This window comes from Marinilabilia salmonicolor (assembly GCF_003003035.1).
GTDB lineage: Bacteria > Bacteroidota > Bacteroidia > Bacteroidales > Marinilabiliaceae > Marinilabilia > Marinilabilia salmonicolor_A.
This window is the reverse complement of sequence record NZ_PVTS01000013.1, coordinates 50119-75095: the sequence shown is the minus strand read 5'-3', so window position 1 is coordinate 75095 and position 24977 is coordinate 50119. Positions and strand designations below refer to the sequence as shown.

The 24977-nt window shown below is 44.5% G+C and carries 21 protein-coding genes; 17 read left to right on the top strand and 4 right to left on the bottom strand.

The annotated features are described in order from the left end of the window. Positions 1–211 precede the first annotated feature (211 nt). Positions 212–1915: an alanine/glycine:cation symporter family protein gene (locus BY457_RS13415; RefSeq protein WP_106153837.1), complete on the top strand. Its 1704-nt coding sequence runs from the start codon at positions 212–214 to the stop codon at positions 1913–1915. A gap of 105 nt (positions 1916–2020) precedes the next feature. Next, positions 2021–2968, top strand: a complete 948-nt coding sequence (locus BY457_RS13410; RefSeq protein ID WP_106153836.1) for a lysine exporter LysO family protein — start codon at positions 2021–2023, stop codon at positions 2966–2968. A gap of 272 nt (positions 2969–3240) precedes the next feature. Here the strand turns inward: BY457_RS13410 and BY457_RS13405 are convergent, their stop codons facing one another. The 3 genes from BY457_RS13405 to BY457_RS13395 form a co-directional block, all read right to left on the bottom strand. Continuing rightward, positions 3241–3951, bottom strand: coding sequence for an ABC transporter ATP-binding protein (locus BY457_RS13405; RefSeq protein ID WP_106153835.1), 711 nt, complete (start codon positions 3949–3951; stop codon positions 3241–3243). 174 nt (positions 3952–4125) lie between these two features. Next, the gene (locus BY457_RS13400) at positions 4126–4884 is read right to left on the bottom strand and encodes an O-methyltransferase (RefSeq protein WP_258176736.1); all 759 of its coding nucleotides are present in this window, start codon (positions 4882–4884) and stop codon (positions 4126–4128) included. A gap of 123 nt (positions 4885–5007) precedes the next feature. Beyond that, positions 5008–5562 (bottom strand): helix-turn-helix domain-containing protein, encoded by a 555-nt coding sequence (locus tag BY457_RS13395; RefSeq protein WP_146130987.1) that lies wholly within the window; start codon positions 5560–5562, stop codon positions 5008–5010. Between the two features lie 543 nt (positions 5563–6105). Here BY457_RS13395 and BY457_RS13390 point away from each other — a divergent pair. Beyond that, positions 6106–8028, top strand: a complete 1923-nt coding sequence (locus tag BY457_RS13390; RefSeq protein ID WP_181256483.1) for a DUF4914 family protein — start codon at positions 6106–6108, stop codon at positions 8026–8028. Then, complete coding sequence (locus tag BY457_RS13385) at positions 8021–8488, top strand: AIR carboxylase family protein (RefSeq protein WP_106153833.1); 468 nt, start codon at positions 8021–8023, stop codon at positions 8486–8488. The genes BY457_RS13390 and BY457_RS13385 overlap by 8 nt, the downstream gene beginning before the upstream one ends. A 15-nt stretch (positions 8489–8503) precedes the next feature. On the opposite strand, the gene BY457_RS19255 is transcribed toward BY457_RS13385, so the two are convergent. Beyond that, positions 8504–8629 (bottom strand): hypothetical protein, encoded by a 126-nt coding sequence (locus BY457_RS19255; protein ID WP_258176735.1) that lies wholly within the window; start codon positions 8627–8629, stop codon positions 8504–8506. 244 nt (positions 8630–8873) lie between these two features. Between BY457_RS19255 and BY457_RS13375 the strand changes: the two genes are divergently transcribed. From BY457_RS13375 to BY457_RS13315, 13 genes are all read left to right on the top strand, one after another. Next, complete coding sequence (locus BY457_RS13375) at positions 8874–9836, top strand: L-threonylcarbamoyladenylate synthase (RefSeq protein WP_106153831.1); 963 nt, start codon at positions 8874–8876, stop codon at positions 9834–9836. Positions 9837–10137: 301 nt separating this feature from the next. After that, on the top strand, positions 10138–10446 hold the full coding sequence (locus BY457_RS13370) for a hypothetical protein (RefSeq protein WP_106153830.1): 309 nt from the start codon (positions 10138–10140) through the stop codon (positions 10444–10446). 494 nt (positions 10447–10940) lie between these two features. Then, positions 10941–13040 (top strand): ATP-dependent DNA helicase RecG, encoded by a 2100-nt coding sequence (recG, locus tag BY457_RS13365; RefSeq protein WP_106153829.1) that lies wholly within the window; start codon positions 10941–10943, stop codon positions 13038–13040. A gap of 183 nt (positions 13041–13223) precedes the next feature. After that, entirely contained in the window at positions 13224–13646 is a 423-nt protein-coding gene (locus BY457_RS13360) for a SoxR reducing system RseC family protein (RefSeq protein ID WP_106153828.1), read from the top strand. A 4-nt stretch (positions 13647–13650) separates the two neighbouring features. Then, positions 13651–14526 carry a Fe-S cluster domain-containing protein gene (locus tag BY457_RS13355; RefSeq protein ID WP_106153827.1) on the top strand — a complete coding sequence of 292 codons (876 nt, stop codon included), beginning with the start codon at positions 13651–13653 and terminating at the stop codon, positions 14524–14526. A gap of 30 nt (positions 14527–14556) precedes the next feature. Further along, positions 14557–15885, top strand: a complete 1329-nt coding sequence (gene rsxC, locus BY457_RS13350; protein ID WP_106153826.1) for an electron transport complex subunit RsxC — start codon at positions 14557–14559, stop codon at positions 15883–15885. An 18-nt stretch (positions 15886–15903) separates the two neighbouring features. Beyond that, positions 15904–16920, top strand: coding sequence for an RnfABCDGE type electron transport complex subunit D (locus BY457_RS13345; protein ID WP_106153825.1), 1017 nt, complete (start codon positions 15904–15906; stop codon positions 16918–16920). 13 nt (positions 16921–16933) lie between these two features. Further along, positions 16934–17644 (top strand): RnfABCDGE type electron transport complex subunit G, encoded by a 711-nt coding sequence (locus tag BY457_RS13340; RefSeq protein ID WP_106153824.1) that lies wholly within the window; start codon positions 16934–16936, stop codon positions 17642–17644. Next, the gene (locus BY457_RS13335) at positions 17641–18225 is read left to right on the top strand and encodes an RnfABCDGE type electron transport complex subunit E (protein ID WP_106153823.1); all 585 of its coding nucleotides are present in this window, start codon (positions 17641–17643) and stop codon (positions 18223–18225) included. The genes BY457_RS13340 and BY457_RS13335 overlap by 4 nt, the downstream gene beginning before the upstream one ends. A gap of 52 nt (positions 18226–18277) precedes the next feature. Next, positions 18278–18850, top strand: a complete 573-nt coding sequence (locus tag BY457_RS13330) for an electron transport complex protein RnfA (protein ID WP_106153822.1) — start codon at positions 18278–18280, stop codon at positions 18848–18850. A gap of 155 nt (positions 18851–19005) precedes the next feature. Next, positions 19006–20028 carry a lytic transglycosylase domain-containing protein gene (locus BY457_RS13325; RefSeq protein ID WP_106153821.1) on the top strand — a complete coding sequence of 341 codons (1023 nt, stop codon included), beginning with the start codon at positions 19006–19008 and terminating at the stop codon, positions 20026–20028. Positions 20029–20325: 297 nt separating this feature from the next. Then, positions 20326–23184: an excinuclease ABC subunit UvrA gene (uvrA, locus tag BY457_RS13320; protein WP_181256482.1), complete on the top strand. Its 2859-nt coding sequence runs from the start codon at positions 20326–20328 to the stop codon at positions 23182–23184. Positions 23185–23255: 71 nt separating this feature from the next. After that, on the top strand, positions 23256–24923 hold the full coding sequence (locus BY457_RS13315) for a nucleoside kinase (RefSeq protein ID WP_106153820.1): 1668 nt from the start codon (positions 23256–23258) through the stop codon (positions 24921–24923). Positions 24924–24977: the final 54 nt, after the last annotated feature.

Genomic DNA, 24977 nt, shown 5'->3' with positions numbered 1-24977 from the left:
AAACGCAACAAAATTACCTGAAGAGAACCACAATATCCAGTCAGTAAACCATCCGCTTTCTGAACAACCACCATTGTTTTCTGAGCGCATAGTTTCAGACAACGAACGACAGTCCTTGGCCAACAGGCAGCAAAAAAGCTTTCACAGGTAAACCCTGAGCCGGTTTCAATTGCTATATTTGCAATTACCAACCAATTAACAACCTAAACTTATGCAGGAATTCACGAATATTCTCACACAAATCGACAGCATGATCGGTGGATCGGCCTGGTTTGTTTACCTGTTATTGGGAACAGGACTTTTCTTTACCATTTATCTGGTATTTCCCCAAATAAGGTTTTTTAAATATGCCATTAAGATTGTCAAAGGAAAATTTGACCGCGAAGGCGACGAAGGCGACACCAGCCATTTTCAGGCACTGACCACTGCACTCTCCGGAACTGTAGGCACGGGAAACATTGCAGGCGTGGCCCTGGCTCTTCACCTGGGTGGTCCGGCAGCCCTGTTTTGGATGCTGGTAACTGCGATGATCGGTATGACCACCAAGTTTGTGGAAGTTACCCTTTCGCACAAATACAGAGACAAAGCCTCCGACGGGTCTATCAGCGGAGGGCCGATGTATTACATGAAAAAAAGGCTGAACCTGAAACTACCATCAGGAAAAATTCTAAAAACAGGAAGTCTGCTGGCCGTAATATTTGCGGTGGCTACCATTTTCTCCTCTTTTGGAACCGGCAATCTTCCTCAAATCAACAGTATCTCCAATTCTCTTTTCGAGGCTTTTGAGATCCCCCATATTCTTACCGGAGCAGTATTAAGTGTACTGATGGCCTTTGTAATTCTCGGAGGAATCAAAAGAATTGCCAAAGTGACCCAAACACTTGTTCCTGTTATGGCCGTAATCTATTTTGCCGGTGCCCTGTTGGTAATCATCTATAATTATGAAAACATTATCCCGTCACTTCAGGCCATCGCCTCCGGAGTCTTTACAGGAAGTTCGGCCACAGGTGGTTTTTTAGGCGCATCGGTAGCCTTTGCCTTCAACCGGGGAGTAAACCGCGGATTGTTTTCCAACGAGGCAGGTCAGGGATCGGCTCCCATTGCCCACGCTGCAGCCAGAGCACACGAACCCGTATCTGAAGGACTCGTGGCCTTGTTGGAACCGTTTATTGACACCATCATCATCTGCATGCTCACCGGCCTAACACTCATGGCCTCAGGGGCTTGGAACGAAAAACTCGAAAACCGGTTTCAGATGACCGACATGGAAATTATTGAAGGGCATTACACCGATGCGGATCAGCGCATTTTGCAGGAGCATTTATCAGGAGAAAAGGCGCTGCCATTGTTTACCGGTGAGCTGAAATCTGAAAACGGAACTCCGGAGGGTAATGTTACCATTCTCCATGCCCGCTCTGTAGCAGAGAAAATAAAGATTTACCGGGATGGCAACCTGTTTACCGGAGACATCGAAATAACTAACGGTCAGCTAAAAGCACCCGATCGTTACACCATAGAAGGAAAATCACTTCTGCACAGCGCCCCACTTACCACAGTTGCTTTTTCCAGAAGCTGGCTGGGAGATTACGGGAAATACATTGTTTCCATCGGCCTGCTCCTGTTTGCTTTCTCCACCGCCATATCCTGGAGCTATTACGGTGGCAGAGCCGTAACATTCCTTTTTGGCATCAAAGGTGTTTTATGGTACAAAGGCATCTATATTATCGGGTTCTTTCTGGCATCCTTTACCGACACCACCATTGTCTGGATATTTTCGGGAATTACCATTGCCCTGATGACAATCCCCAACCTCATTGGACTTTTGTTTCTTCACAAAGAAGTAAAGCAAGAGGTAAAGAGCTTCTGGAAGGAATACAATGAAAGTTTTCCGAATGAAAATGGGCCAAAGTGGTAAAAAGAAAGAAGCAATAACCGGCCTGAAATCCCAATCTTAACCTCAGTCTCATCCTTAACCTAAACCCCAAACAGACTGTTCATTAATAAAGAAACCAATACCTGAATGATATCACTTGCCGTAATAGGATTATTCATCGTTGGCATAGGAATAGGGCTGCTGTTCCGTAAACACCCGATTGTTTTAAAGATCTCGGAGCCACTTGTTTCTGTGGCCATTTTTGCCCTGCTGTTTTTTCTGGGGATATCAGTGGGGACTGATGAGCGAGTGGTTCAAAACATCACAACATTGGGATGGCAGGCCATCCTATTGAGCAGTGGAGCCATTCTTGGCAGCCTGATTCTTGCACGTCTGGCTACTTCATTTTTCCGCGATGGAAAGGAGAAACAACCAGAAAAGGAAAAATCAAGGCACAAACCACTGTCCTCAGGATGGTTTATCCAGATTTTAAAAAATCAAAGTCTTTGGATATTGCTATTCTTTGTAGCCGGCACACTGGGTGGCCGATGGGGACTTTTCCCCGCATTTTGGGGCGATGCACTCGTGGCAACAGCCACTTTATATGTTATGATGATACTTGTGGGAGCCGGACTGGGAGCAGATCCCCGGGCACTGGAAATTTTAAAAAGGACAAGCATCAGAATACTTCTGGTTCCTGCCATTGTTGTTGCAGGCAGTCTCGGCGGAAGCCTGCTTACGTCCTTTCTTATTGACAGTGTGGATACCACAAACGGAATGGCAATCGGTGCAGGCTTTGGCTACTATTCCCTGTCAGCCATATTTATCGGACAAATCAGCGGAAGCGAAATGGGCGTAATAGCCTTACTTGCCAATATTTTCAGGGAAGTCATCACCCTTCTGGCGGCACCGCTCATGGTCAAATGGTTTGGGAAGCTCGGAGCTATTGTTGCCGGAGGGGCCACAGCCATGGACACCACGTTGCCGGTTATTGTGAAAGCCACCGGTAAAGAATATGCGGTAATCAGTATTTTTAGCGGAATTGTTCTTTCCGTTTTGGTGCCGGTATTGGTGCCGTTTATTCTGAGTTCCTAAGACTTGAGGCAAAGAATAAGATTGAGGTTGAGGCTAACGTTAAGGTTGAGATAGAAATAGAGGTTGAAGTTGAAGTTGAAGTTGAGAAGAAAACAGAGAAATTGAAGATTACGACTTATAACTGAAACGTTGTATTGGTAGGTTATGGAAATGCACTCTCGCAGGGCATATTCAGACAAATCTCAACTCAAAACCCCGAACTCATCCTCCCGGCACACTACCCCCTTAAGCAGGAACAACCGGCCCGCAACTTGCAACTCAAACCCCAGAAGTCAAACCTCCGAACTCAGCACTTTTTCCACCGCCTCGTCACTTTCTACAACTCCATCGCGCAACCGAATAATTCTTTTGGCATGTTGGGCAATATCCTCTTCATGCGTAACCAAAACAATGGTATTGCCTGCATTGTGAATATCCTCAAACAGACGCATGATATCCACAGAAGTTTTGGAGTCCAGGTTACCGGTTGGCTCATCGGCCAAAATAAGAGACGGTTTATTGACCAATGCCCGGGCCACGGCAACCCTTTGCCGCTGTCCACCGGACAATTCATTGGGCTTGTGTGTCATTCTATCCGACAGGCCCACATTCTCCAATGCCTGACGTCCTTTGTCATAACGTTCGTCTTTTTTCACCCCCGCATAAATCAATGGAAGAACTACGTTATCCAACGCAGAATAACGAGGCAAAAGATTAAAAGTCTGAAAAACAAACCCGATCTCACGGTTTCTGATTTCGGCCAACTGATCATCGCTCATGTGGCTCACATCGGTGCCATTTAGAATATAGCGCCCCGACGTGGGAGTATCCAACGCACCAATCAAATTCATCAGGGTAGATTTGCCGGATCCTGACGGCCCCATAATCGCAACATATTCTCCCTTCTCAATCGAAAGCGACACGCCATTTAGCGCTTTAACCACCTGGGTGCCTACCTCATAATGTTTCTTCAGATCGTCTATGTGAATTACAGCTGTATCCATTGGATGAGTCAATTATAAAAGAGTTTCAATACAAAAAAATCAGATCAAGCCGGGGGATTATCTCCCCGTTTGCAACCAATACAATCAGATACTTTGATAAGCTAAAACCATAATGGTTTAACAAAAGAGGGAAAAAACAATAAACAAAGCCCGGAAAACAAATGCCCGGGGCTGTTAATATCGAACCACATAGTGCTGTTTTGTACATTCTTCCCGAAAGAAAACAATTCCTATCCGGTATAAATCCATTGATACGGTTACCTCAGGACGATTTGCTATTTCCAGCCATGCTTTCTCCATTTCCGGAGACCAATGGATATCGTCAAAAACAAAAACGGAGTTGTTGTGGATCTTTTGCAAACACATCTCAAAATAATTCAACGTGCTATCACACTGATGATCACCATCAAAAAACACAAAATCCAGGGATCCCGGTTCATTTAGAATCAATGGAAGATGTTCTTTAAATGAGCCATTGAATAGTCGGACATTCTTCACTTCAGTCATTTCAAAAAGACCGGAAGCCACCTGTTGCAGGAATCTGTTTCCATCAATGCTAAGAACCTTTGCGCGGGAAGACGGCAAAGCCATATACAGGGTTGACATTCCTATGCCGGTTCCCAGTTCAAGGATCTTTTTACATTCCAGTTTATTGATCAACCGAAACATCAACTTTCCATATTTATCGGGGATACTCCCCTGTCCTGCAAGGTTACGAATACTCTTTTGGTTACCCGAAACGACAGAAGGCTGCCCCAGTGTATCCACTTTGACCCTTTGTTTATTTCTCAATAACATCTTTCGTGCAGCATCTATCTTATCAAATGCATAGAAAGGATGGGACTCCCAAAACAGTTCGCGCACCAGATAAAAAACAAAAGGAGAGTGAATACCAAAACCCTTGTAGTATCGCGCTTTGAGCCAATACAACATCCAGGATTTTAAACGGTAAGAAAGAAGATGAATATTCAATGGTTAAACTTAAAATGTCTATTAAATTAAGACTCCAAAGATTGCAATTAATGAAATATTTACCAAACAACCTTTTGTTTCAATCTATCTTTTCTCCTGAGAAAAAATCCAGAGAAAGTCACTGATTCCATCATGAATATTAACAATGGAGTTCAGTTCATAAGAGTCAAATATAAGACTGTCACCTTGCTTTAAAATAAAAGGTCTCCCCCGTAAATCAATCTCTATAGATCCGGCCAATACATGACAAAATTCCTGGGCTCTCCGCGAGCCTTCCACAAGGCCCTGACAAGTACCCCTGTTCTCAAGTCTGACCATATAAGGCTCAATGCTTTGAGAAGGACTGTAATGCGTAAGCATAAACAGGGATGCCCCCCACTCAGTTTGCTTAACAAGCTTTCTCTCGTTGAAGCCCATAAACGGATTGTGTGAAAGATTCTCCTGCTCACCAATCAAGGTTCCAACAGAAGAATTCAATGCTACCGCAATATTCTTTAATGTATGTAATGATGGATAGGTTTTGCCGTGCTCTATCTGTGACAAAAGGCTGAGACTTGATCCGGAAGCCTTGCTCAGTCCGCTAAGAGTAAGGCCCACGGCCTCCCTCCTCTGTTTTATTCTCTTTCCCAGTTTATCCATAAGAAAATACTTTAATTCGAATGGCAAAATTAAGCGTTTTTTCAATTAAACTGCATATCCAACCATTAAAAGTTTAACTATACTAAAACTCAAAAAAATTTACACCAGATCAACCCCGACTTTTTCTACTGTTTTATTAGACTGTTTTTCAATAAATTAATTTACACAAAAATTAAAATAAACAACTTTTTTTAAATATACGTAGTTAAAATATACTAAATAAATTTCATCACCAATATTTTTTTATATTATTGCAATCGAAACGTAACAGATGATGTTTTCATCGGTACAAAATTTAAGGATTAATATCTAAACCTGCTTTATTCAGGGGTTTTATGTACCGTCTGTCATAGCATCCGCTGGCATGCTCGTTTCAATGTTTATTTTTGACTTTAACACGGAAATAAAAAGAGTTAAATTTACAGTACAGGTGAAAGAGATGGTTTCCGGTTGAAGCCATCAACCTGAAACAAACTCAGCTTTAGACTCAAAACTAAAGTGTTTAATGATTCATTCACAAATTGAAACCAAAAACAAACAAATATGAGCGACTTGATCAAAAAATTAAAGGAGAAGATTGATCTGCCGGAGAATGTACTGGATGTTCTGGAAAACTGCAAAGCCGTACATTTCTTCAATACGACAGATGAACTTGTGGAAGCCGCTACCAATGGCCAGAAAGAATACGAAGTAAAGTATGATATTCCCGGAAAGGGCGAATATGTGGAGGCAGTGGTTCAGAAAGTGAAGAACGGTATTTCTGCCAATTACACCGAGGCCTATATGAGAAGGCGGGACCCCGGAACCATGGTTATCGCTGATGACAAGCCTACCGACAAAACACGTTTTAAGGACAAATACGGATATGACTTCCCAGGCCTGCAGGAGGAAACATTTGCCTGGCTCAAAGAACAGGAACTTGCTGTATTTTTCTACTTTGCCGGACGCGCAGGAATTGGATCTCTCGGTATTGCAATAGCTCCCGCCAATGCCGGGTTCTTTGCACTGGGACTAGCCATGTTACAGGAGCATGTCTCTCTGGAAGAGCTGAAGTCCGGGGATGAGATAAAATCCTCCATCTTTGTAGCTCCTGTCTTCAGACATACCCATTTCGACGGAAAGCAGGTAGTGGTTCATAACCGCACCGACAAAGTACACGAACTCTATTCATACAACCTGTATCCGGGACCGAGTGCAAAAAAAGGATTGTACGGTGTTCTTCTGACCCAGGGAGAAAAAGAGGGATGGGTTACCGCTCACTGCTCAGCTGTGCAATCTGTCAGTCCTTATGACAACCTCACTACTTTCATGCACGAGGGTGCCAGCGGGGGCGGAAAGAGTGAACTTCACCAGCACATCGTGCGGGAACATGACGGACGTGTGCTCATTGGTACAAATACCATCACCGGCGAGAAAAGATATATTTCCATTCCAAGATTCTGTTCCTTCACACCCGTGGCTGACGACATGGCTTTTTGCCATCCCGACGTTCAGGAAGATGACGGTAAACTAAGGATTGTAGATGCAGAGAATGCCTGGTTTGTAAGGGTTGACAGTGTAAACAAATACGGAGATGATCCATTTCTGGAAGAAAAAACCATTAATCCATCAATGCCGTTATTGTTCTTAAACATTGACACCAAACCGGAATCTACAGCATTAATCTGGGACCACATTGAGGATGAGCCGGGTGTCAAGTGCCCCAATCCAAGAGTCATCTTGCCGCGTAAAAGTGTAGAAGATGCCATTCCCGGCGAGGTAGCCGTAGATATCCGCAGCTTCGGTCTCAGAACGACACGTTGTACCAAGGAAGATCCAAGCATTGGCATCGTAGGTATGTTCCATATATTACCTCCTGCTATTGCATGGCTCTGGCGTCTGGTTGCTCCACGGGGTCTCAAGAACCCCAGTATTGTGGGAACCGGAAAAATGCAAAGTGAAGGCGTCGGATCCTACTGGCCTTTTGCCACCGGTCGGATGGTCACACATGCCAACCTCCTTTTGAAACAGATCACGGATACACCAAGAACCACCTTCACTTTAGTGCCAAACCAGAATATTGGTGCCTGGGAAGTTGGATTTAAGCCTCAGCTGCTAATGCGGGAATATCTGACTCGTCGTGGAGCTGCCCGCTTCAGAGAGGACCAATATCAGGAAGCACGTTGCCCGCTATTGGGATATGAATTAAATCACCTGACCATCGAAAGTTCCAAAATTCCTTCCAGATTCCTGAAGGTTTACAATCAGCCTGAAGTTGGAATTGAGGGATATGATGCCGGTGCAGAGTTATTGAAAAGCTTTTTCAAAGAAGAACTTCAGAAGTATCTGACTCCAGATCTGCACCCTACCGGTCGTAAAATCATTGAAGCTTGTTTGAATGATGCAAGCGTAGAAGAGTACAACGAGATTGTGCCTATGAGTTTTGAATATGGATATTCCTTTAATAAAATTGAAAGCCATGAGTAAAGCAGTAATCATAATGGGTTCCAAAGGGGACCTGGAATGGGCTCAAAGAATTTCTGAAAGTCTGACAAAGTTCGACGTTGAATCAGTGCTGTATGTTGCATCGGCACATAAAGTTCCGCTGGAGTGCTACAACATCATAAAAGAGGAGGAGAAAAACAATCCGGTATTCATTACCATTGCCGGAATGAGCAACGCGCTTAGCGGGTTCAGTGACGCTCAAACACACTGCCCGGTAATTGCCTGCCCTCCATCAAGCAGTTCATTTGCGGGATCCGACATTTACTCGAGTCTCAGAATGCCTTCAGGAGTAGCTCCACTGGTAATTCTGAGTCCGGAAAATGCAGCTCTGGCCACAGCCAAAATATTCGGCATTTCCAATGAAAACATCCGGCAAAAAGTGGTTGAATTTCAGGAAAAACAGCGACAAAAGTTAAAAGAGGACAATGCTTCTCTTTCCTGATTAAATAGTGTTTGTCTATAAAGTCCAACCTCTGCGTTGTTGCTCAAAATCTAAATCCTCATCCTGATTGTGTTTTTTGTTGGTTTTTTGTTCAAAAAACCTTACAAAAGCTACTTCGGGACTGCGGTTTAGATTTTTCACACGCCTTGAATTTGAACTTTCTAGCTCAAACACGTGAAAAACGCTTAGTTTATAGACAGGCACTAAATCGGGATCAAAGAACATCCATGAGTGACAAGGTCTGAGATACAGCATATCTGACCTTCCTCATGGATTTGTTTTTTATAAAACCTGACCGATTACAAGTCATTCAGGAAAGTATTACCTTTGCACCTCAAAAGTTTTTAACGCTTTCTATCAAAGGCAATATTGAACAGAACCAACTATGCAAACAGGAAAAGCAATTCAACACGCAGCAAGATTAATCCGTGAAGGAGAACTTGTTGCTTTTCCAACCGAAACAGTTTATGGCCTGGGAGCCAATGCATTTAATCCCGAGGCCGTGGCCAACATATTTCGCTTAAAAGAGCGTCCCGCTTTTGATCCGCTGATTGTCCATATCGCCAACCTGGACCAGGCTGTCTCATTATGCAAACATTTCGATGACCGCATTCGTCTTTTGGCAGAAAAATTCTGGCCCGGACCACTCACCATCGTAGTGGAAAAAAATGAATCGGTACCTGATATTGTCACATCAGGTCTCAACACCGTCGGGATACGTATGCCCGATCATCCGCTTGCTCTCCAGCTCATTTCTGAGGCGCAAACGCCCATCGCAGCTCCGAGTGCCAATAAATTTGGAAGAATCAGTCCCACCAGAGCCATTCACGTAGCCAGTCAGTTGCCCGAAGTACCGTATATTATCGATGGCGGCCCCACCACTGTGGGCATTGAGTCGAGTGTAATACGATTGCATGACGACGGTTTTGTCATGCTCAGACCCGGAGCAATTAATGCCGATGAAATCAGACAAATCATCCCCGAATCAAAATTTATTCAGGACGAAGAAGATACTTTTCACTCTCCCGGCCAGATAAAATCACATTACAGTCCGCAGAAATCAATGTTTCTCGGAAATACAAATTTCAGCAACTCAAAGTTAAGCAAGGCCGGCCTCATTGCGTGGGGAACACCGGAATATGCATCCAAATTCAAGAAAGTAGAATACCTATCAAAAAACCGTAACCCTGAAGAAGCTGCCATCAATCTATTCAATGCACTCCACACAATGGAAGCAGCTGACGTAGATTTCATTGTTGCAGACACCGTCCCGGAAACAGGAATCGGCATTGCCATTATGGACAGACTAAGAAAAGCAGCATACAGGCACAGCAATAAAGCATCATAATTAATATTTACATTACTCAATAGTTCGTTAAACTTTTTCAAAGCTCTGGAAATTAAATCTTTAAGTTTAAATGAGTGTTTTTGATAAAATGCAGAATGTCAATATTTTACGATTTTCTCTAATCTCTAACTTCTAAAATCTAACGATCTATTGTTACTCTCTGCACCAAAACCATTGGTGTTTTTAAATATTTTTTTAAGGTTTTTCGTCAAATATCCTTGTTTTTTTTATAACTTGCCCTCAATATGATGTTTACGCATTACAATTTATCAAAATTTCAAACCCAAAATTCACTTAAACTATGAAGAAGTTATTTTTCATTGCTATCGTGTTTGGCCTTATGTCATGTGCCGGACAATCGGGAAAAGAGAACAAAGCTGAAGAAGCTGCAGAAGAGACCACCGAAACGGTTTCCGAAGCTGCCGAAGATGCTGCTGCCAAGGCAGAAGATGTTGCTGAAGATGCTGCTGCCAAGGCAGAAGATGTTGCTGAAGATGCTGCCGACGCTGCTGAAGATGCCGCCGATGCTGTAAAAGAAAGCGCAGAAGACGTTGCTGATGCAGCCGAAGAAGGAGCTGACAAACTTAAAGATGAAGCCGAGAAGTTGTAAAACCTCCTCGCTCTAATAGTCAAAAATTAAAGAGGTTTCCTGACCGGGAGCCTCTTTTCTTTATTTAGTGTTTGTCTATAAAGTCCAACTTCTGCGTTGTTGCTCAAAATATAACCCCTCATCCAAATTGTGCTTTTTGTTGGTTTTTTGTTCAAAAAACCTTACAAAAGCTACTTCGGGACTGCGGTTTAAATCTTTCACACGCCTTGAATTTGAACTTTCTAGTTCAAACACGTGAAAACCGTTTAGTTTATGGACAGAAATTATTTAGTGCTTGTCCATAAAGTCCCGTTTACTGCGTTACGCCATTAGCGGAAATTGCTCATTTACTTGAGTAAACTCCGTATTTGGTGGCTTCGCAGGCCTTGCAATTCGCATTTTATGATCAGACACATGACCAGAAACAAATTTTGCTTAATTTATAGACGGGCACTACATAATTGAGCTCATCATTTGTTTCAAATGGAGGTTTCTCCTATTTTTGAGCTCTGAATATGTCTGATCTCTCCACACATAATATCATGTATCTGCCGGGGGTAGGCCCCAAGAAAGCAGAGATTCTTAAACGGGAACTTAAAATAGTTTCTTTTGAGGATTTGCTTTATCATTTCCCGTATCGCTATGTTGACCGGAGCAGGTTCTACAGCATCCGTGAAATAACCGGAGATATGCCTTACATTCAGGTAAAGGGAAAGATCACTTCTTTAAAACTTGCAGGAGACGGCAGAGGAAAGCGCATGGTGGGAACTTTCACAGACGGCACCGGGACACTGGAGCTGGTATGGTTCAAAGGTCTGAAGTATCTCAAGGAGCAAATCAAGCCCAATGAAAACTATATTCTATTTGGAAAACCATCCAGATTCAACCACACGATAAATGTGGTACACCCGGAACTGGATAAGGAACAGAACGGGAAAGTTCAGTTCTTTGCCGGTCTTCAGCCCTTTTACAACACCACCGAGAAAATGAAAAGCAGTTATCTCGGCTCCCGGGCAATGTTCAAGCTGGTTCAAAATGCTTTTCAAACCTACAACTCTGTTATTCCCGAAACACTCCCTGCCCGCATTACAGAGCAACTCAAACTGATGAATCTTAATCAGGCGCTCAGACACATACACATGCCTCCTGATGCGGAAACACTCCAGAAGGCATCATTTCGCCTGAAATTTGAGGAACTTTTTTACATTCAGCTCAATATACTGAGGTTACGCAACCAGCGCACATTCAACCTTAAAGGACACATCTTCTCCACAGTAGGGCAACATCTGAATCGTTTTTATTCCGAAAATCTCCCATTTGAGCTCACCAACGCACAAAAGCGTGTAATTAAAGAGATTCGGCGGGATATGGGGAGCGGCCACCAGATGAACCGGCTTCTGCAGGGGGATGTGGGAAGTGGCAAAACACTGGTTGCCCTCATGGTAATGCTGATTGCCATCGACAATAATTATCAGGCCTGTATCATGGCACCCACCGAAATTCTCGCAACACAGCACTTCGAAAGCATCACCGAAATGCTTAAGGGAATGGACATTCAGGTAGGGATACTGACAGGATCCACAAAAAAAGCTGCCAGACAGGAGTTGCACAGCAGATTACAATCCGGCGAACTCAATATTCTTATCGGCACCCATGCACTTATCGAAGATACAGTCCGATTTCATAATCTGGGATTGGTGGTTATTGATGAACAACACCGCTTTGGCGTTGCTCAACGGGCCAGGTTGTGGAAAAAAAACACATCTCCACCTCATGTGTTGGTAATGACTGCAACCCCCATCCCCCGTACACTTGCAATGACAACCTACGGGGACCTGGAAGTATCCGTTATCGATGAATTACCTCCCGGACGAAAACCGGTGGAAACCACACACACTTATCACAAGAAACGACTGGGGATCAACAAATTTGTCAAGGAACAAATTGATGCCGGCCGCCAGGTTTATGTTGTCTATCCACTGATTGAAGAATCCGAGAAAATGGATTTTCAAAACCTGACTGACGGATTTGAATACATCAAAAGTGTATTCCCAAACAACAAGGTTTCGATGGTTCATGGTAAAATGAAGCCGGCTGAAAAAGATGCCGCCATGCAGGAATTCGCCTCAGGGAAATCTCAGATTCTGGTTTCCACAACCGTCATAGAAGTGGGCGTTAACGTTCCCAATGCTTCCGTGATGGTTATTGAAAGTGCCGAACGTTTTGGTCTGTCGCAACTGCATCAGCTCCGTGGGCGTGTTGGCAGGGGAGCGGAACAGAGTTATTGCATACTGATGACCGGATATAAACTGTCGGCTGAGACCAGAAAACGCATGGAGATAATGACAGCCACAAACGATGGTTTTGAAATAGCAGAGGCCGACATGAAGCTTCGCGGACCGGGCGATCTGGAAGGAACCCAACAGTCGGGCCTCCCCTTTGAATTGAAGATTGCCAATCTGGCCAAAGACACACGCATACTACAAATGGCACGTAATATAGCTTCCGACATCCTGAAGGAAGATCCTCTTTTGGAAAAACAGAACAATGCCATTCTGCGTCGCCAATTGAAAAAGCTGGCACAACAAAAGATGAACTGGGCGATGATCAGTTGAGAAAGAATACGGAAAAAATTCCTCAATATAAAATCGTCTAAATTATCCTGTCCACCCCTTGCTATCACACAATCCTACAAGATGTTAAATGTTATTTTAATTTGTTCTAAACAAAAAATAGAACCACTCACTATCCAATCATTCCCAATTATATACATTTGTGCCGCACAAGGGGTATAAAACATGTCAGAAAAAAAACAAATAGAACATCAGGGCATTGTAGAACAAGCTAATGGCGGGCGCGCAACTGTGAGGATATTGAGCCAGTCGGCCTGTGCCTCATGTCATGCCAAAGGTGTTTGCACAGCAGCAGATCTCCAGGAAAAACTGATTGATGCCTCCTGCGACCGTCCTTTTAAACACGGAGACCGGGTTACGCTGGTAGGAGAAAGCAAGTTGGGGTTACAAGCAGCCTGGTGGGCATATATTTTACCTTTATTTCTGATCCTTGCCACCCTTATTACCACCTTCACACTTACCAACAATGAAAATATGGCCGGCTTGCTGGCCCTGGGAATATTGATTCCTTATTTTCTTATCATCAGGTTATTTAACAACAAGTTTTTTAAAACGTTTTCTTTTACCATAAAACCATCTACGGAGTAGTGTTATGAGTATTGTTTTGATTACCATATTGACACTGGCCGGCCTGGGTGCATTGGCTGCAGTGATACTTTATCTGGCTTCCCAGAAATTTAAAGTTTTCGAAGATCCCCGCATTGACCAGGTGGAAGAAGCCCTTCCTGCGGCCAATTGTGGTGGATGCGGATTCCCCGGCTGTCGGGCGTTCGCCGAGGCATTGGTGAAGGCTGATGACATATCGGATCTAAACTGCCCGGTGGGAGGACCCGATGTAATGTCCACCGTTGCTGAAATTCTTGGAAAGGAAGTGGGAAAAACCGACCCCATGGTAGCAGTTGTCCGATGCAACGGAACATGCGAACATCGTCCGCGCCTCAACGAGTATGAAGGGGCAACCTCCTGTGCCGTGGCTGCCGCATTGTATGGTGGAGAAACCGGATGCTCCTTCGGGTGTTACGGGCTGGGTGACTGTGTGGAAGCATGTGACTTTGAAGCCATGTATATGGATGAAGAGACCGGACTTCCGGTTATCATCGAAGACAATTGTGTGGCGTGTGGTGCTTGTGTGGATGCCTGCCCCAAAGACATCATCGAACTTCGCAAAAAAGGTCCCAAGAGCCGTCGTATTTTTGTCAGTTGCGTAAATCAGGACAAGGGAGCAGTAGCTAAAAAGGCCTGCGACGTTGCCTGTATCGGATGCGGGAAATGTGAGAAAGTTTGTCCGTTCGATGCCATCACCATCGAAAACAATCTGGCATACATAGATTACGACAAATGTCGTTTGTGCCGGAAGTGTGTTCCTGTTTGTCCTACCAATGCCATTCATGAGATAAACTTTCCTCCGCCGAAGCCCAAACCGGCTAAAGAAGAGGAACCGGCCAACACACCCGCAAGCAGTAATTAATCTGGATGTTCACTAAAAAGAAATATCACCGTGCTTAAAACATTTTCTATAGGAGGAATCCATCCGGCCGACCGCAAAATATCTGCCGAAAAGAGCATTGAGGTGCTTCCTCTCCCCAAACGAGTGGTAGTGCCGGTGGCTCAACACATCGGAGCTCCGGCCAAAACCGAAGTCAAAAAAGGGGATCTGGTAAAAGCAGGACAGGTTATTGCCAAATCCGGTGGTTTTGTATCTGCCAATATTCACTCTCCTGTGTCAGGAAAAGTATTCAAACTCGATGAAGTAGTGGATGCATCGGGCTACAGAAAACCGGCAGTTATCATTGACGTTGAAGGCGATGAGTGGGAAGAATCTATTGATCGCTCTGAGACATTAAAGACTGAAATAACTCTTTCTCCTGAAGAAATTGTAAAAAAAGTGGGAGAAATGGGAATCGTTGGAATGGGAGGAGCTACTTTCCCTGCCCACGTTAAACTGGCCCCGCCTCCCGGGAAAAAATGTAAGGTACTCATTATAAACGGTGTGGAATGCGAACCATTCCTGACCAGCGACCATCGTGTAATGCTGGAAAAAGGGGATGAACTCATCGTTGGCATCAAAATTCTGATGAAAGCCCTCCACGTTGACCGGGCTGTTATCGGAATCGAAAACAACAAGCCGGATGCCATCAAGCACCTGGAGCAACTAACCAAAAAAGAACAAGGCATCGAAGTTCAACCACTAAAGGTTCAATATCCTCAGGGGGGAGAGAAACAACTTATTGATGCCGTTACCGGCCGCCAGGTACCTTCCGGTAAACTTCCCATTGAAGTAGGAGCGGTTGTTCATAACGTGGGAACAACACTGGCCGTTTATGAAGCTGTTCAAAAGAACAAGCCCCTGATAGAACGGGTAGTAACCGTTACCGGACCGGGAATAAGCAAACCATCCAACTTCCTTGCACGCATCGGAACTCCCGTGAGTCAACTCATTGAAGCGGCCGGGGGCCTGCCCAACAACACCGGAAAAGTAATCGGCGGGGGCCCCATGATGGGAAAAGCATTGGCCAGTCTTGATGTTCCGGTAACTAAAGGAAGTTCAGGAATTTTGGTATTTCCACAAGAGGAGGCACACCGAAAACCTATGGAGAACTGTATTCGCTGCGGTAAATGCGTATCTGTTTGCCCAATGGGTCTCGAGCCTTATCTCCTGATGATTGAAACAGAAAAAGAGCTGTTTGACCGGGCCGAGGGCGACAATATCATGGACTGTATCGAATGCGGATCATGTAGTTTTACCTGCCCGGCCAACCGACCGTTGCTGGACTACATCCGACTGGGAAAAGGGAAAGTGGGACAAATCATCCGAAACAGAAACTAATACAAAGCATCATATAAAATGAACCAAAAATTAGTTGTATCTCCATCCCCGCATGTTCACAGTGGTGATTCTGTATCAAAGAACATGTATGGAGTAATTATCGCACTCATTCCGGCATTGCTGGCATCTTTGTGGTATTTTGGCATCGGGGCCCTGATTGTAACACTTACTGCCATTGTAGCCTGTGTTCTTTTTGAATGGATTATTCAGAAATACCTGATGAAAACCACCCCGTCAATTTCTGATGGCTCAGCGGCATTAACAGGATTACTTCTGGCTTTTAACCTTCCAACAAATATTCCGATAGGACTCATCATTATTGGTGCAGCAGTTGCCATTGGTATTGGAAAAATGTCTTTTGGCGGATTGGGAAACAATCCTTTTAACCCGGCACTTGTAGGACGTGTATTTCTCCTAATCTCCTTCCCGGTACAGATGACGAGCTGGCCGGTTCCGGTAACATCACGTTTTCAGTATCTGGATGCCACCACCGGTGCAACCCCCCTGTCAGTAATGAAAGAAGGATTGTCATCAGGTGCTTCATTCTCTGAGATAATGTCAGAGATTCCATCCTATCTGAATCTTTTCATGGGAAACATGGGAGGAAGTGCAGGAGAAGTAGCCGGAATAGCACTGGTTCTCGGGGGCATTTATCTTTTGGTACGAAAAATCATCACCTGGCATATCCCGGTAAGTGTTATTGGATCCATTGCTGTTTTCACCGCCATTCTTCACTTTGCCAGTCCTGATGCATATGCAGGACCTCTGTTTCACATCCTCACCGGAGGTGTTTTACTGGGCGCTTTCTTCATGGCAACCGATTATGTAAGTTCCCCCATGTCGAAAAGAGGAATGTTGCTCTACGGAGTGGGTATTGGCGTAATTACCGTTCTCATCAGAGTATATGGTTCATATCCGGAAGGCGTTTCATTTGCAATTCTTATCATGAATGCATTTGTGCCGCTGATTGACAGATACATGAAACCGAAACGATTCGGCGAAAAAATAAAAACAGCAAAAGTTCAACAACAATAAACAGGACGATTGTATGGGCAAGAAAGCATCAACACTCCCCAATATGGCAATAACGCTGGTTATCATCACCATGATAGCAGGCGGCTCATTGGGGTACATATACAAACTGACCTCAGGCCCTATTGCTGTGGCCAAGGAACAGAAACAACAGGAAGCTATCCGTTTGGTAGTTCCGGAATTTGACAACAATCCGGCACAGGAGATGTATAAGATTGCTGCCGATGGCGGTGACTCACTGAATGTATTCCCGGCAAAAAAAGACGGCATCAACGTGGGGGTTGCCATTGAGAGTGTTAGTCACAAAGGCTTCAGCGGTGATGTAAAGATTATGGTAGGTATTCTTCCTGATGGGACCATCAGCAACTATGCCGTCCTGGAGCATAAAGAAACACCGGGTCTGGGAACAAAAATGGTTACCTGGTTTAAGCCATCTGACGATGCAGAGGCAGGAGCTTCCGGCAACGCTTTTGCCAACTGGCTTTTCGGGATAAAAAGTGATTCTGGTGGAGGAAATACCAGCATTGTAGGTGTAGATCCAACTGAAACCAATCTTACCGTATCAAAAGACGGTGGAGACATCGATGCTATTACTGCAGCGACCATCAGTTCCAGAGCTTTTCTGGATGCCGTGCAAAAAGCATGGGCCACATACAATAAAAATGCAGATGCATACAGCTCTGCCACCACAAAAAGTAATGACGCTCAGGAAGGAGGTGCCCAATGAATCAATGGAAAAATTTCACAAAAGGATTCTTCAAAGACAACCCGGTATTTGTAATGTTGCTGGGTATGTGCCCCACTCTGGGTGTTACGTCATCAGCCGTAAACGGCCTGGGCATGGGACTGGCCACCACGTTTGTGCTGGTAATGTCCAACATCGTGGTAGCTTTGGTTAAGGATTTTATTCCCGATAAGGTCAGGATTCCGGCTTTTATCGTCATCATCGCATCGTTTGTAACCATTGTGGAGATGGTCATGCAGGCCTACATTCCCGCTCTTTTTGAGGCGTTGGGACTTTTTATTCCACTGATTGTGGTAAACTGTCTGGTTCTGGGCCGGGCAGAAGCCTTTGCATCCAAAAATGCAGTCGGCTCTTCCATCATTGACGGCCTTGGGATGGGACTGGGATTTTCTATGGCCCTTACGATGCTGGGAGCCATCAGAGAACTTTTAGGCAGCGGTAAGATTTTTGGTTTCTCTCTTTTTGCAGAAAGTTACGGGATGCTGATATTCGTCCTCGCCCCGGGAGCTTTTATTGCGTTAGGTTATCTAACCGCTTTCATCAATAAAGTACGCAAAACCTGAAGAAGTCAATAATACCAAGTTATTAGTCAGTAGTTGATAAAAAGAATATATCATGACTTATTTTATCATTATCATATCAGCCATATTTGTCAACAATATCGTGCTGAGTCAGTTTCTGGGAATATGTCCTTTTTTGGGTGTTTCCAAAAAAATATCCACCGGAATCGGGATGACCGGGGCGGTAACTTTTGTAATGGTAATTGCCACCATCGTTACCTATTTTATCCAGGAACTTATTCTTGAGCAATTCAACATTACCTTTCTGCAAACCATCTCGTTTATTCTGGTCATCGCAGCACTGGTACAGCTCGTGGAAATAGTTCTGAAAAAGGTAAGTCCTCCGCTTTATCAGGCGCTGGGGGTTTTCCTTCCGCTGATCACTACCAACTGTGCCATCTTAGGTGTGGCCATAATGACCGTGAGTCGCGATTACAACCTGGTGGAAGCAGTAATTTTCTCCGGAGCATCAGCATTGGGATTTGGACTTGCGCTGGTAACTTTTGCAGGTATTCGGGAACAATTGGATCTGGTAAACATCCCAAAAGGAATGCAGGGAGCCCCCATTGCATTGGTGGTTGCAGGATTGCTGGCCATGGCTTTCATGGGATTTGCCGGAATGGTATAATCTGCAAATTTCAGAAAAGACTAAAAAAATCTGATTTTTTAAGAAACATATAAAGGCTTGCAGCGTAAACTTTGCTGCAAGCTTTTTTTGTACGCAAAATGGTGTAAATTTGCGGAAACACTCAGAATTTCGAAACAGATAAGAAGGGAAAGAGAATGACTACCAGGAATCAACTCAAGACATTTAAATTTTTATCGGGAAGTGCTTTATTGCTCGCTGCTATTTTTGCATGGGGACTGTTTACCTATTCAGCGGAGCCTGAAAAGCAGCCGACAGAACCGGATCCCACGCATTTTGAACAATTTCAGAGCGAATACAATATATTCTCTTTGCCGGTACCTAAAAACCCCACTTTTGCAGGTGAGGCGGTTCCCATTGAGCGAACTTACATCCGCGAAAGCCTGGATCGTGAATTGCTTGTCAATACATACTGGCAGTCACAAACACTGCTTTTCATCAAACGGGCAGCCAAATATTTTCCGACCATAGAACCCATTCTCAAAGAAGAAGGTGTTCCGGAAGATTTTAAATACGTGGCACTGGCAGAAAGCGCTCTGATTCTCCGCGCTGTATCGCCTGCCGGAGCTGCAGGCCCATGGCAGTTTATGAAAGGGGCAGGCAACGATTACGGACTGGAAATAAACAGCCAGGTGGATGAGAGATACCATCTTGAAAAGGCCACAAGAGCTGCAAGCAGATTCCTGAAAAGCAGCTACGAGAAATTTGGCAGCTGGACGCTGGCTGCAGCTGCATATAATGCCGGAAGAAGCCATGTCATCAGACAACTGGACCGTCAGCAAACCAACAATTACTACGACCTGCTCCTCAACGAGGAAACCGGACGCTATGTTTATCGGATAATTGCAATTAAAGAAATACTTGAAGATCCCGTTAGTTACGGTTTCCATGTTAAAGAAAGAGATCTTTACCACATGGAACCCACTTACACAGTAGAAGTGGACAGCACAGTCAGTAACTTTGCCACTTTTGCCCGGGAATTCGGACTTTCATACAAAGAATTGAAAGATCTCAATCCATGGCTTCGGGACGACCATCTCACAAATTCCAGAGGAAAAACTTACGAGATAAAAATCCCCGAAGAGGGCGCTTTTTTACGAAAAGACTTTCAAAAAACGGGAACTTCTGCATCTGAACTGGATGAGCAGACCCAGCAATAATCGTTTTTACAACCAAATTAACCTCAATAGATCGTTAGACTTTAGAAGTTAGAGATTAGAATAAATCTTAAGATATTGACATTCTGCATTTTATTAAAAACACTCATTCAAATTTAACGGTCTAATTTCCAGAGATTTGAAAAAGTTTAACGGACTATTGAACCTGCCTTATATATAAAAAATATAGCAGGGCGTACCGATGCAGGCTGAAAGTCTGTTTTATGTATAAGGTAGATTAAAAACCTTTTTTCCCCTATTTTGATTTTGCTATCTTTGTAAGTTCCAAAAAATTGAAACGTGAAGACAGCAATAAACGACACATTACCCATAGAGAGTGACCTGGAGCAGATTGAAGTTTTGGGTGCCCGTGTACACAATCTTCAAAACATCGACATAACCATCCCCCGGAATGAGCTGGTAGTCATTACCGGTCTCAGCGGGAGCGGTAAATCTTCACTGGCCTTCGACACCATATATGCCGAGGGCCAGCGACGTTACATAGAGACCTTTTCGGCCTATGCCCGCCAGTTTCTGGGAGGAATGGAGCGTCCCGATGTGGACAAAATTACAGGACTGAGTCCTGTCATCTCCATAGAACAAAAAACCACCGGCAAAAACCCGCGGTCCACCGTGGGAACAACCACTGAGATTTACGACTTTTTTCGCCTGCTTTATGCTCGTGCCGGGGAAGCCATTTCCTACGAGACAGGTGAAAAGATGGTAAAATATACCGACCGTCAGATCATCGATCTGATTCTTTCCCGGTTTGAAGGAAAAGGCGTATATATTCTGGCCCCGATGGTAAAAGGCCGAAAAGGTCATTATAAAGAGCTTTTCGAGCAAATCCGGAAGAAAGGATTTCTCAACGTTCGTGTGGACGGAGAAATCAGGGAGATTAAGCACGGAATGAAACTGGACCGCTACAAAAACCATTTTGTGGAGGTCGTCATCGACAAACTTAAAGTTTCGGACAAAGACAGGAAACGGCTGGAAGAATCGGTTGCTCTGGCGATGAAGCAGGGAAAAAACATCATGATGGTACTGGACAAAGAGAGCGACCAGCCCCGGTATTTCAGTCGCCAGCTCATGTGTCCCACCACCGGAATCTCATACAATGAACCGGCTCCGCATAATTTTTCTTTTAACTCGCCACAGGGAGCCTGCCCCAAATGCAAAGGATTGGGGTTTGTGGATGAAATTGACATCGAGAAAATTATTCCGGACGACAAGGTTTCCATCTACTCGGGAGGTATTGTGCCTCTGGGACGGTATAAAAACAACCTGATTTTTTGGCAACTTGAAGCACTGGCCGAACGACACGGGTTCAAACTGAAGAGTGCCATCAAAAATATCCCTGAAGAAGCTCTGGATGAAATTCTTCACGGAACCACAGAACCATTAAAGCTGAAGAATACACCTTTGGGTACTTCATCCAATTACTCCCTGAGCTTTGACGGAGTAATCAGCTACATTCACAATCAACAATCGAACGACACTTCACAGAAGGCCCGAAAATGGGCCAACCAGTTTATTCGTAATACAGTGTGCCCGACCTGTAACGGACAACGCCTCAACAAAGAGGCACTTCATTTTATGATTGACGGAAAGAACATTGCCGAAATCAGTAAAATGGATTTGAATGAACTTTACAATTGGACCGAAGGGTTGGAGGGGCGTCTCAGCAGGAAGCAACAAGCCATAGCAACGGAAATATTGAAAGAGATACGTTCGAGACTTGGTTTTATGCTGGATGTGGGACTTGAGTACCTGGCTCTGGACCGCAGCGCCATGACTTTGTCGGGCGGAGAGAGTCAGCGTATCCGCCTGGCTACACAAATCGGCTCTCAATTGGTCAATGTGCTTTACATTCTGGACGAGCCAAGCATTGGCCTGCACCAACGGGACAATCACCGGCTTATCGAGTCTCTGAAACAACTGAGGGACACCGGCAACTCCATCCTGGTGGTAGAGCACGACAAAGATATGATGATGGCTGCCGACCATGTTATTGATATGGGGCCGCATGCAGGTCGTCACGGCGGAGAAGTGGTAGCACAGGGAACTCCTCAGGAGATACTGAATTCCAATTCATTGACCGCCGATTATCTCAAAAAGATAAAAGAGATCGCCATTCCCGAAGAAAGAAGAACCGGAAATGGTACACTCCTTACCATTAAGGGGGCAAAAGGCAACAACCTTAAAAACCTGACTGTCTCATTTCCTTTGGGGACCTTCATTTGTGTTACAGGTGTCTCCGGAAGCGGAAAATCAACACTTATCAATGAAACACTTTACCCCATCCTCAATCAGTACATCTACAAATCGGTAAAAGATCCGCTGACTTACAAAAAGGTGGAAGGACTGGAATATGTGGACAAGGTGGTGGATGTGGATCAGGCACCACTTGGGCGCACGCCACGCTCAAATCCTGCCACCTATACAAAGTTGTTTGACGACATCCGCAAACTATTTGCAGGGCTGCCTGAGGCAAAAATCAGAGCCTATAAACCGGGACGCTTCTCGTTCAATGTCGCCGGAGGACGCTGTGAAACCTGCAAAGGAGGAGGAGTTCAGGTCATTGAGATGAATTTCCTGCCCGATGTCATGGTAGAATGTCCCGACTGTCGGGGAAAACGCTACAACCGGGAAACACTGGAGGTAAGATACAAAGGGAAATCCATCAGCGATGTTTTGGATATGACCATCAATCAGGCTGTTGAGTTCTTTGAGAACATTCCAAAACTCACCCCCCGCCTGAGAGTTCTTCAGGAAGTTGGTCTGGGTTACATCAAACTGGGACAACCTTCCACAACCTTATCGGGTGGAGAATCACAGCGGGTAAAACTGGCTACGGAACTGGCGAAAAAAGACACCGGAAAAACAGTATATATTCTCGACGAACCGACCACCGGTCTGCATTTCGAAGACATCCGGGTATTGCTCGATGTATTGAACAAACTGGTATCTCGGGGCAATACGGTCATCGTTATTGAACACAATCTGGACGTGATAAAAACGGCCGACCACATCATTGACATCGGCCCGGAAGGAGGAGCTCGTGGAGGCGAACTCCTAGTCAGCGGAACTCCTGAAAAGGTAGCCCAATGTAAAAAAAGTTTTACCGGACAATTTTTGAAAAAAGACGAAGGCCTTTAATCTTCAAAAAAGATCACACTTAGCAAGAGAATATGTAGATTTGGGTAAAAGAAACCAATATAAGACCTGATATGGATAAAACAGTACGCATTAAATGCCTCAACAACAACAAAGCCTTTAATACCCAAAGGGGCACCTCACTCAAAGAAATTGCAAAAACCCAGAAGTTATCCACCAAACACCCGATTCTCGGGGCAATGGTAAACAATCAGGTCAGAGAATTGTCCTTTGAGATATACAATCCCAAAACCATCGAGTTCATCGACATTACGCATAAAGACGGGATGAGAATGTACATCAGAAGTCTCTCTTTTTTGCTGACAGCTGCAGCCAAAGAAGTTTTTCCAGAAGCCATACTGCGAATCGATCACTCGGTCAGTAAAGGTTTTTACTGTGAGCTCCATGGACTGAAACAACCATTATCCATTGATGACATTTTCGAGATTGGCCGCAAAATGCGGGAAATGGTGGAAGAGGACATCCCGTTTTTACAGTTCAAGGATGAAACGGATGATGTGGTTGCTCTTTTCAAAGAGAAAGGTTTGGACGATAAAGTTCAGTTGCTTGAACATCGCGGCCAATACTATTCAACCTATTACACCTTAAAAGAGCACATCGGCAAATTTTACGGGTTCATGGTACCCTCCACCGGTTATCTAAAAGTATTTGATCTCAATAAATATTACAACGGGATGCTGCTGCAAATTCCCAGCCAGCAACACCCTGAAGAGGTGCAGGAGTTGGTGGAACAAAACAAAATGTTTGAGATTTTCCGTGAATTCAGCCACTGGAACCGCGTGCTGAATGTAACCAATATCAGCGACCTCAATGATGCTGCTCACAATGGAGCTGCAGAACGGTTAATAAAAGTGAGTGAGGCACTTCACGAGAAGAAAATTGCCCAGATTGCAGATATGATAGCCTCCGGAAAAGAGGAGCTCAAAATTGTCCTGATCAGCGGCCCCTCCTCCAGTGGTAAAACTACATTCAGCAAGCGACTGGCCATTCAATTGCTGGTAAATGGTATTTGTCCGCTTAACCTTTCCCTGGACAACTATTTTGTGGACCGGGAAAAGACTCCGCTGGATGAAAACGGAGAATACGACTTCGAAGCATTAGAAGCGTTGGATATTGACCTATTTAATGAACAACTACTTGATTTACTTGCCGGTAAAGAGGTGACATTGCCAAAGTTTTCGTTTGAAACAGGAAAAAGAATTTTCAACGGAGACAAGCTACAGATGAAGAGTGACAACATCCTCATTATCGAAGGTATTCACGGACTAAACCCCGAATTAACGCACCTGATTGAGAACGACAAAAAGTTTAAGGTTTACGTTTCAGCCCTCACCAACATCAACATCGACAACCAAAGCAGAATTCCGACGACCGACAACCGTCTCGTAAGACGAATAATCCGGGATTACCGGTATCGCAACTATTCGGCCCGGGAGACCATTTCACGTTGGGACAGCGTACGCAGAGGCGAAGACAAGCACATTTTCCCGTATCAGGAAGAAGCAGATGTAATGTTTAACTCTGCCCTGCTTTATGAACTGGCAGTGCTTAAGCCGTATGCAGAACCTATTCTGCTTGAAGTACAGCCCAATCAGGATGAATATTCAGAAGCGAGTCGCCTGCTGAAGTTTTTTAGCTATTTCAAACCAATACAACCAAGGGAAATTCCGCCAACATCCATATTGAGGGAGTTTTTGGGTGGCAGCAGTTTTACCTATTGATTGCTCCCTTATTCGTCTCGCCCTCATTGATGATTTTTTTGCAAAATTCAAAAA

What these genes read in the sequence shown, in the direction of transcription:
- BY457_RS13415 (WP_106153837.1), top strand. Translation starts at nt 212, where the DNA reads ATGCAGGAATTCACGAATATTCTCACACAAATCGACAGCATGATCGGT.
- BY457_RS13410 (WP_106153836.1), top strand. Translation starts at nt 2,021, where the DNA reads ATGATATCACTTGCCGTAATAGGATTATTCATCGTTGGCATAGGAATA.
- BY457_RS13405 (WP_106153835.1), bottom strand. Translation starts at nt 3,951, where the DNA reads ATGGATACAGCTGTAATTCACATAGACGATCTGAAGAAACATTATGAG.
- BY457_RS13400 (WP_258176736.1), bottom strand. Translation starts at nt 4,884, where the DNA reads ATGTTGTATTGGCTCAAAGCGCGATACTACAAGGGTTTTGGTATTCAC.
- BY457_RS13395 (WP_146130987.1), bottom strand. Translation starts at nt 5,562, where the DNA reads ATGGATAAACTGGGAAAGAGAATAAAACAGAGGAGGGAGGCCGTGGGC.
- BY457_RS13390 (WP_181256483.1), top strand. Translation starts at nt 6,106, where the DNA reads ATGAGCGACTTGATCAAAAAATTAAAGGAGAAGATTGATCTGCCGGAG.
- BY457_RS13385 (WP_106153833.1), top strand. Translation starts at nt 8,021, where the DNA reads ATGAGTAAAGCAGTAATCATAATGGGTTCCAAAGGGGACCTGGAATGG.
- BY457_RS13375 (WP_106153831.1), top strand. Translation starts at nt 8,874, where the DNA reads ATGCAAACAGGAAAAGCAATTCAACACGCAGCAAGATTAATCCGTGAA.
- BY457_RS13370 (WP_106153830.1), top strand. Translation starts at nt 10,138, where the DNA reads ATGAAGAAGTTATTTTTCATTGCTATCGTGTTTGGCCTTATGTCATGT.
- recG (WP_106153829.1), top strand. Translation starts at nt 10,941, where the DNA reads ATGTCTGATCTCTCCACACATAATATCATGTATCTGCCGGGGGTAGGC.
- BY457_RS13360 (WP_106153828.1), top strand. Translation starts at nt 13,224, where the DNA reads ATGTCAGAAAAAAAACAAATAGAACATCAGGGCATTGTAGAACAAGCT.
- BY457_RS13355 (WP_106153827.1), top strand. Translation starts at nt 13,651, where the DNA reads ATGAGTATTGTTTTGATTACCATATTGACACTGGCCGGCCTGGGTGCA.
- BY457_RS13345 (WP_106153825.1), top strand. Translation starts at nt 15,904, where the DNA reads ATGAACCAAAAATTAGTTGTATCTCCATCCCCGCATGTTCACAGTGGT.
- BY457_RS13340 (WP_106153824.1), top strand. Translation starts at nt 16,934, where the DNA reads ATGGGCAAGAAAGCATCAACACTCCCCAATATGGCAATAACGCTGGTT.
- BY457_RS13335 (WP_106153823.1), top strand. Translation starts at nt 17,641, where the DNA reads ATGAATCAATGGAAAAATTTCACAAAAGGATTCTTCAAAGACAACCCG.
- BY457_RS13330 (WP_106153822.1), top strand. Translation starts at nt 18,278, where the DNA reads ATGACTTATTTTATCATTATCATATCAGCCATATTTGTCAACAATATC.
- BY457_RS13325 (WP_106153821.1), top strand. Translation starts at nt 19,006, where the DNA reads ATGACTACCAGGAATCAACTCAAGACATTTAAATTTTTATCGGGAAGT.
- BY457_RS13315 (WP_106153820.1), top strand. Translation starts at nt 23,256, where the DNA reads ATGGATAAAACAGTACGCATTAAATGCCTCAACAACAACAAAGCCTTT.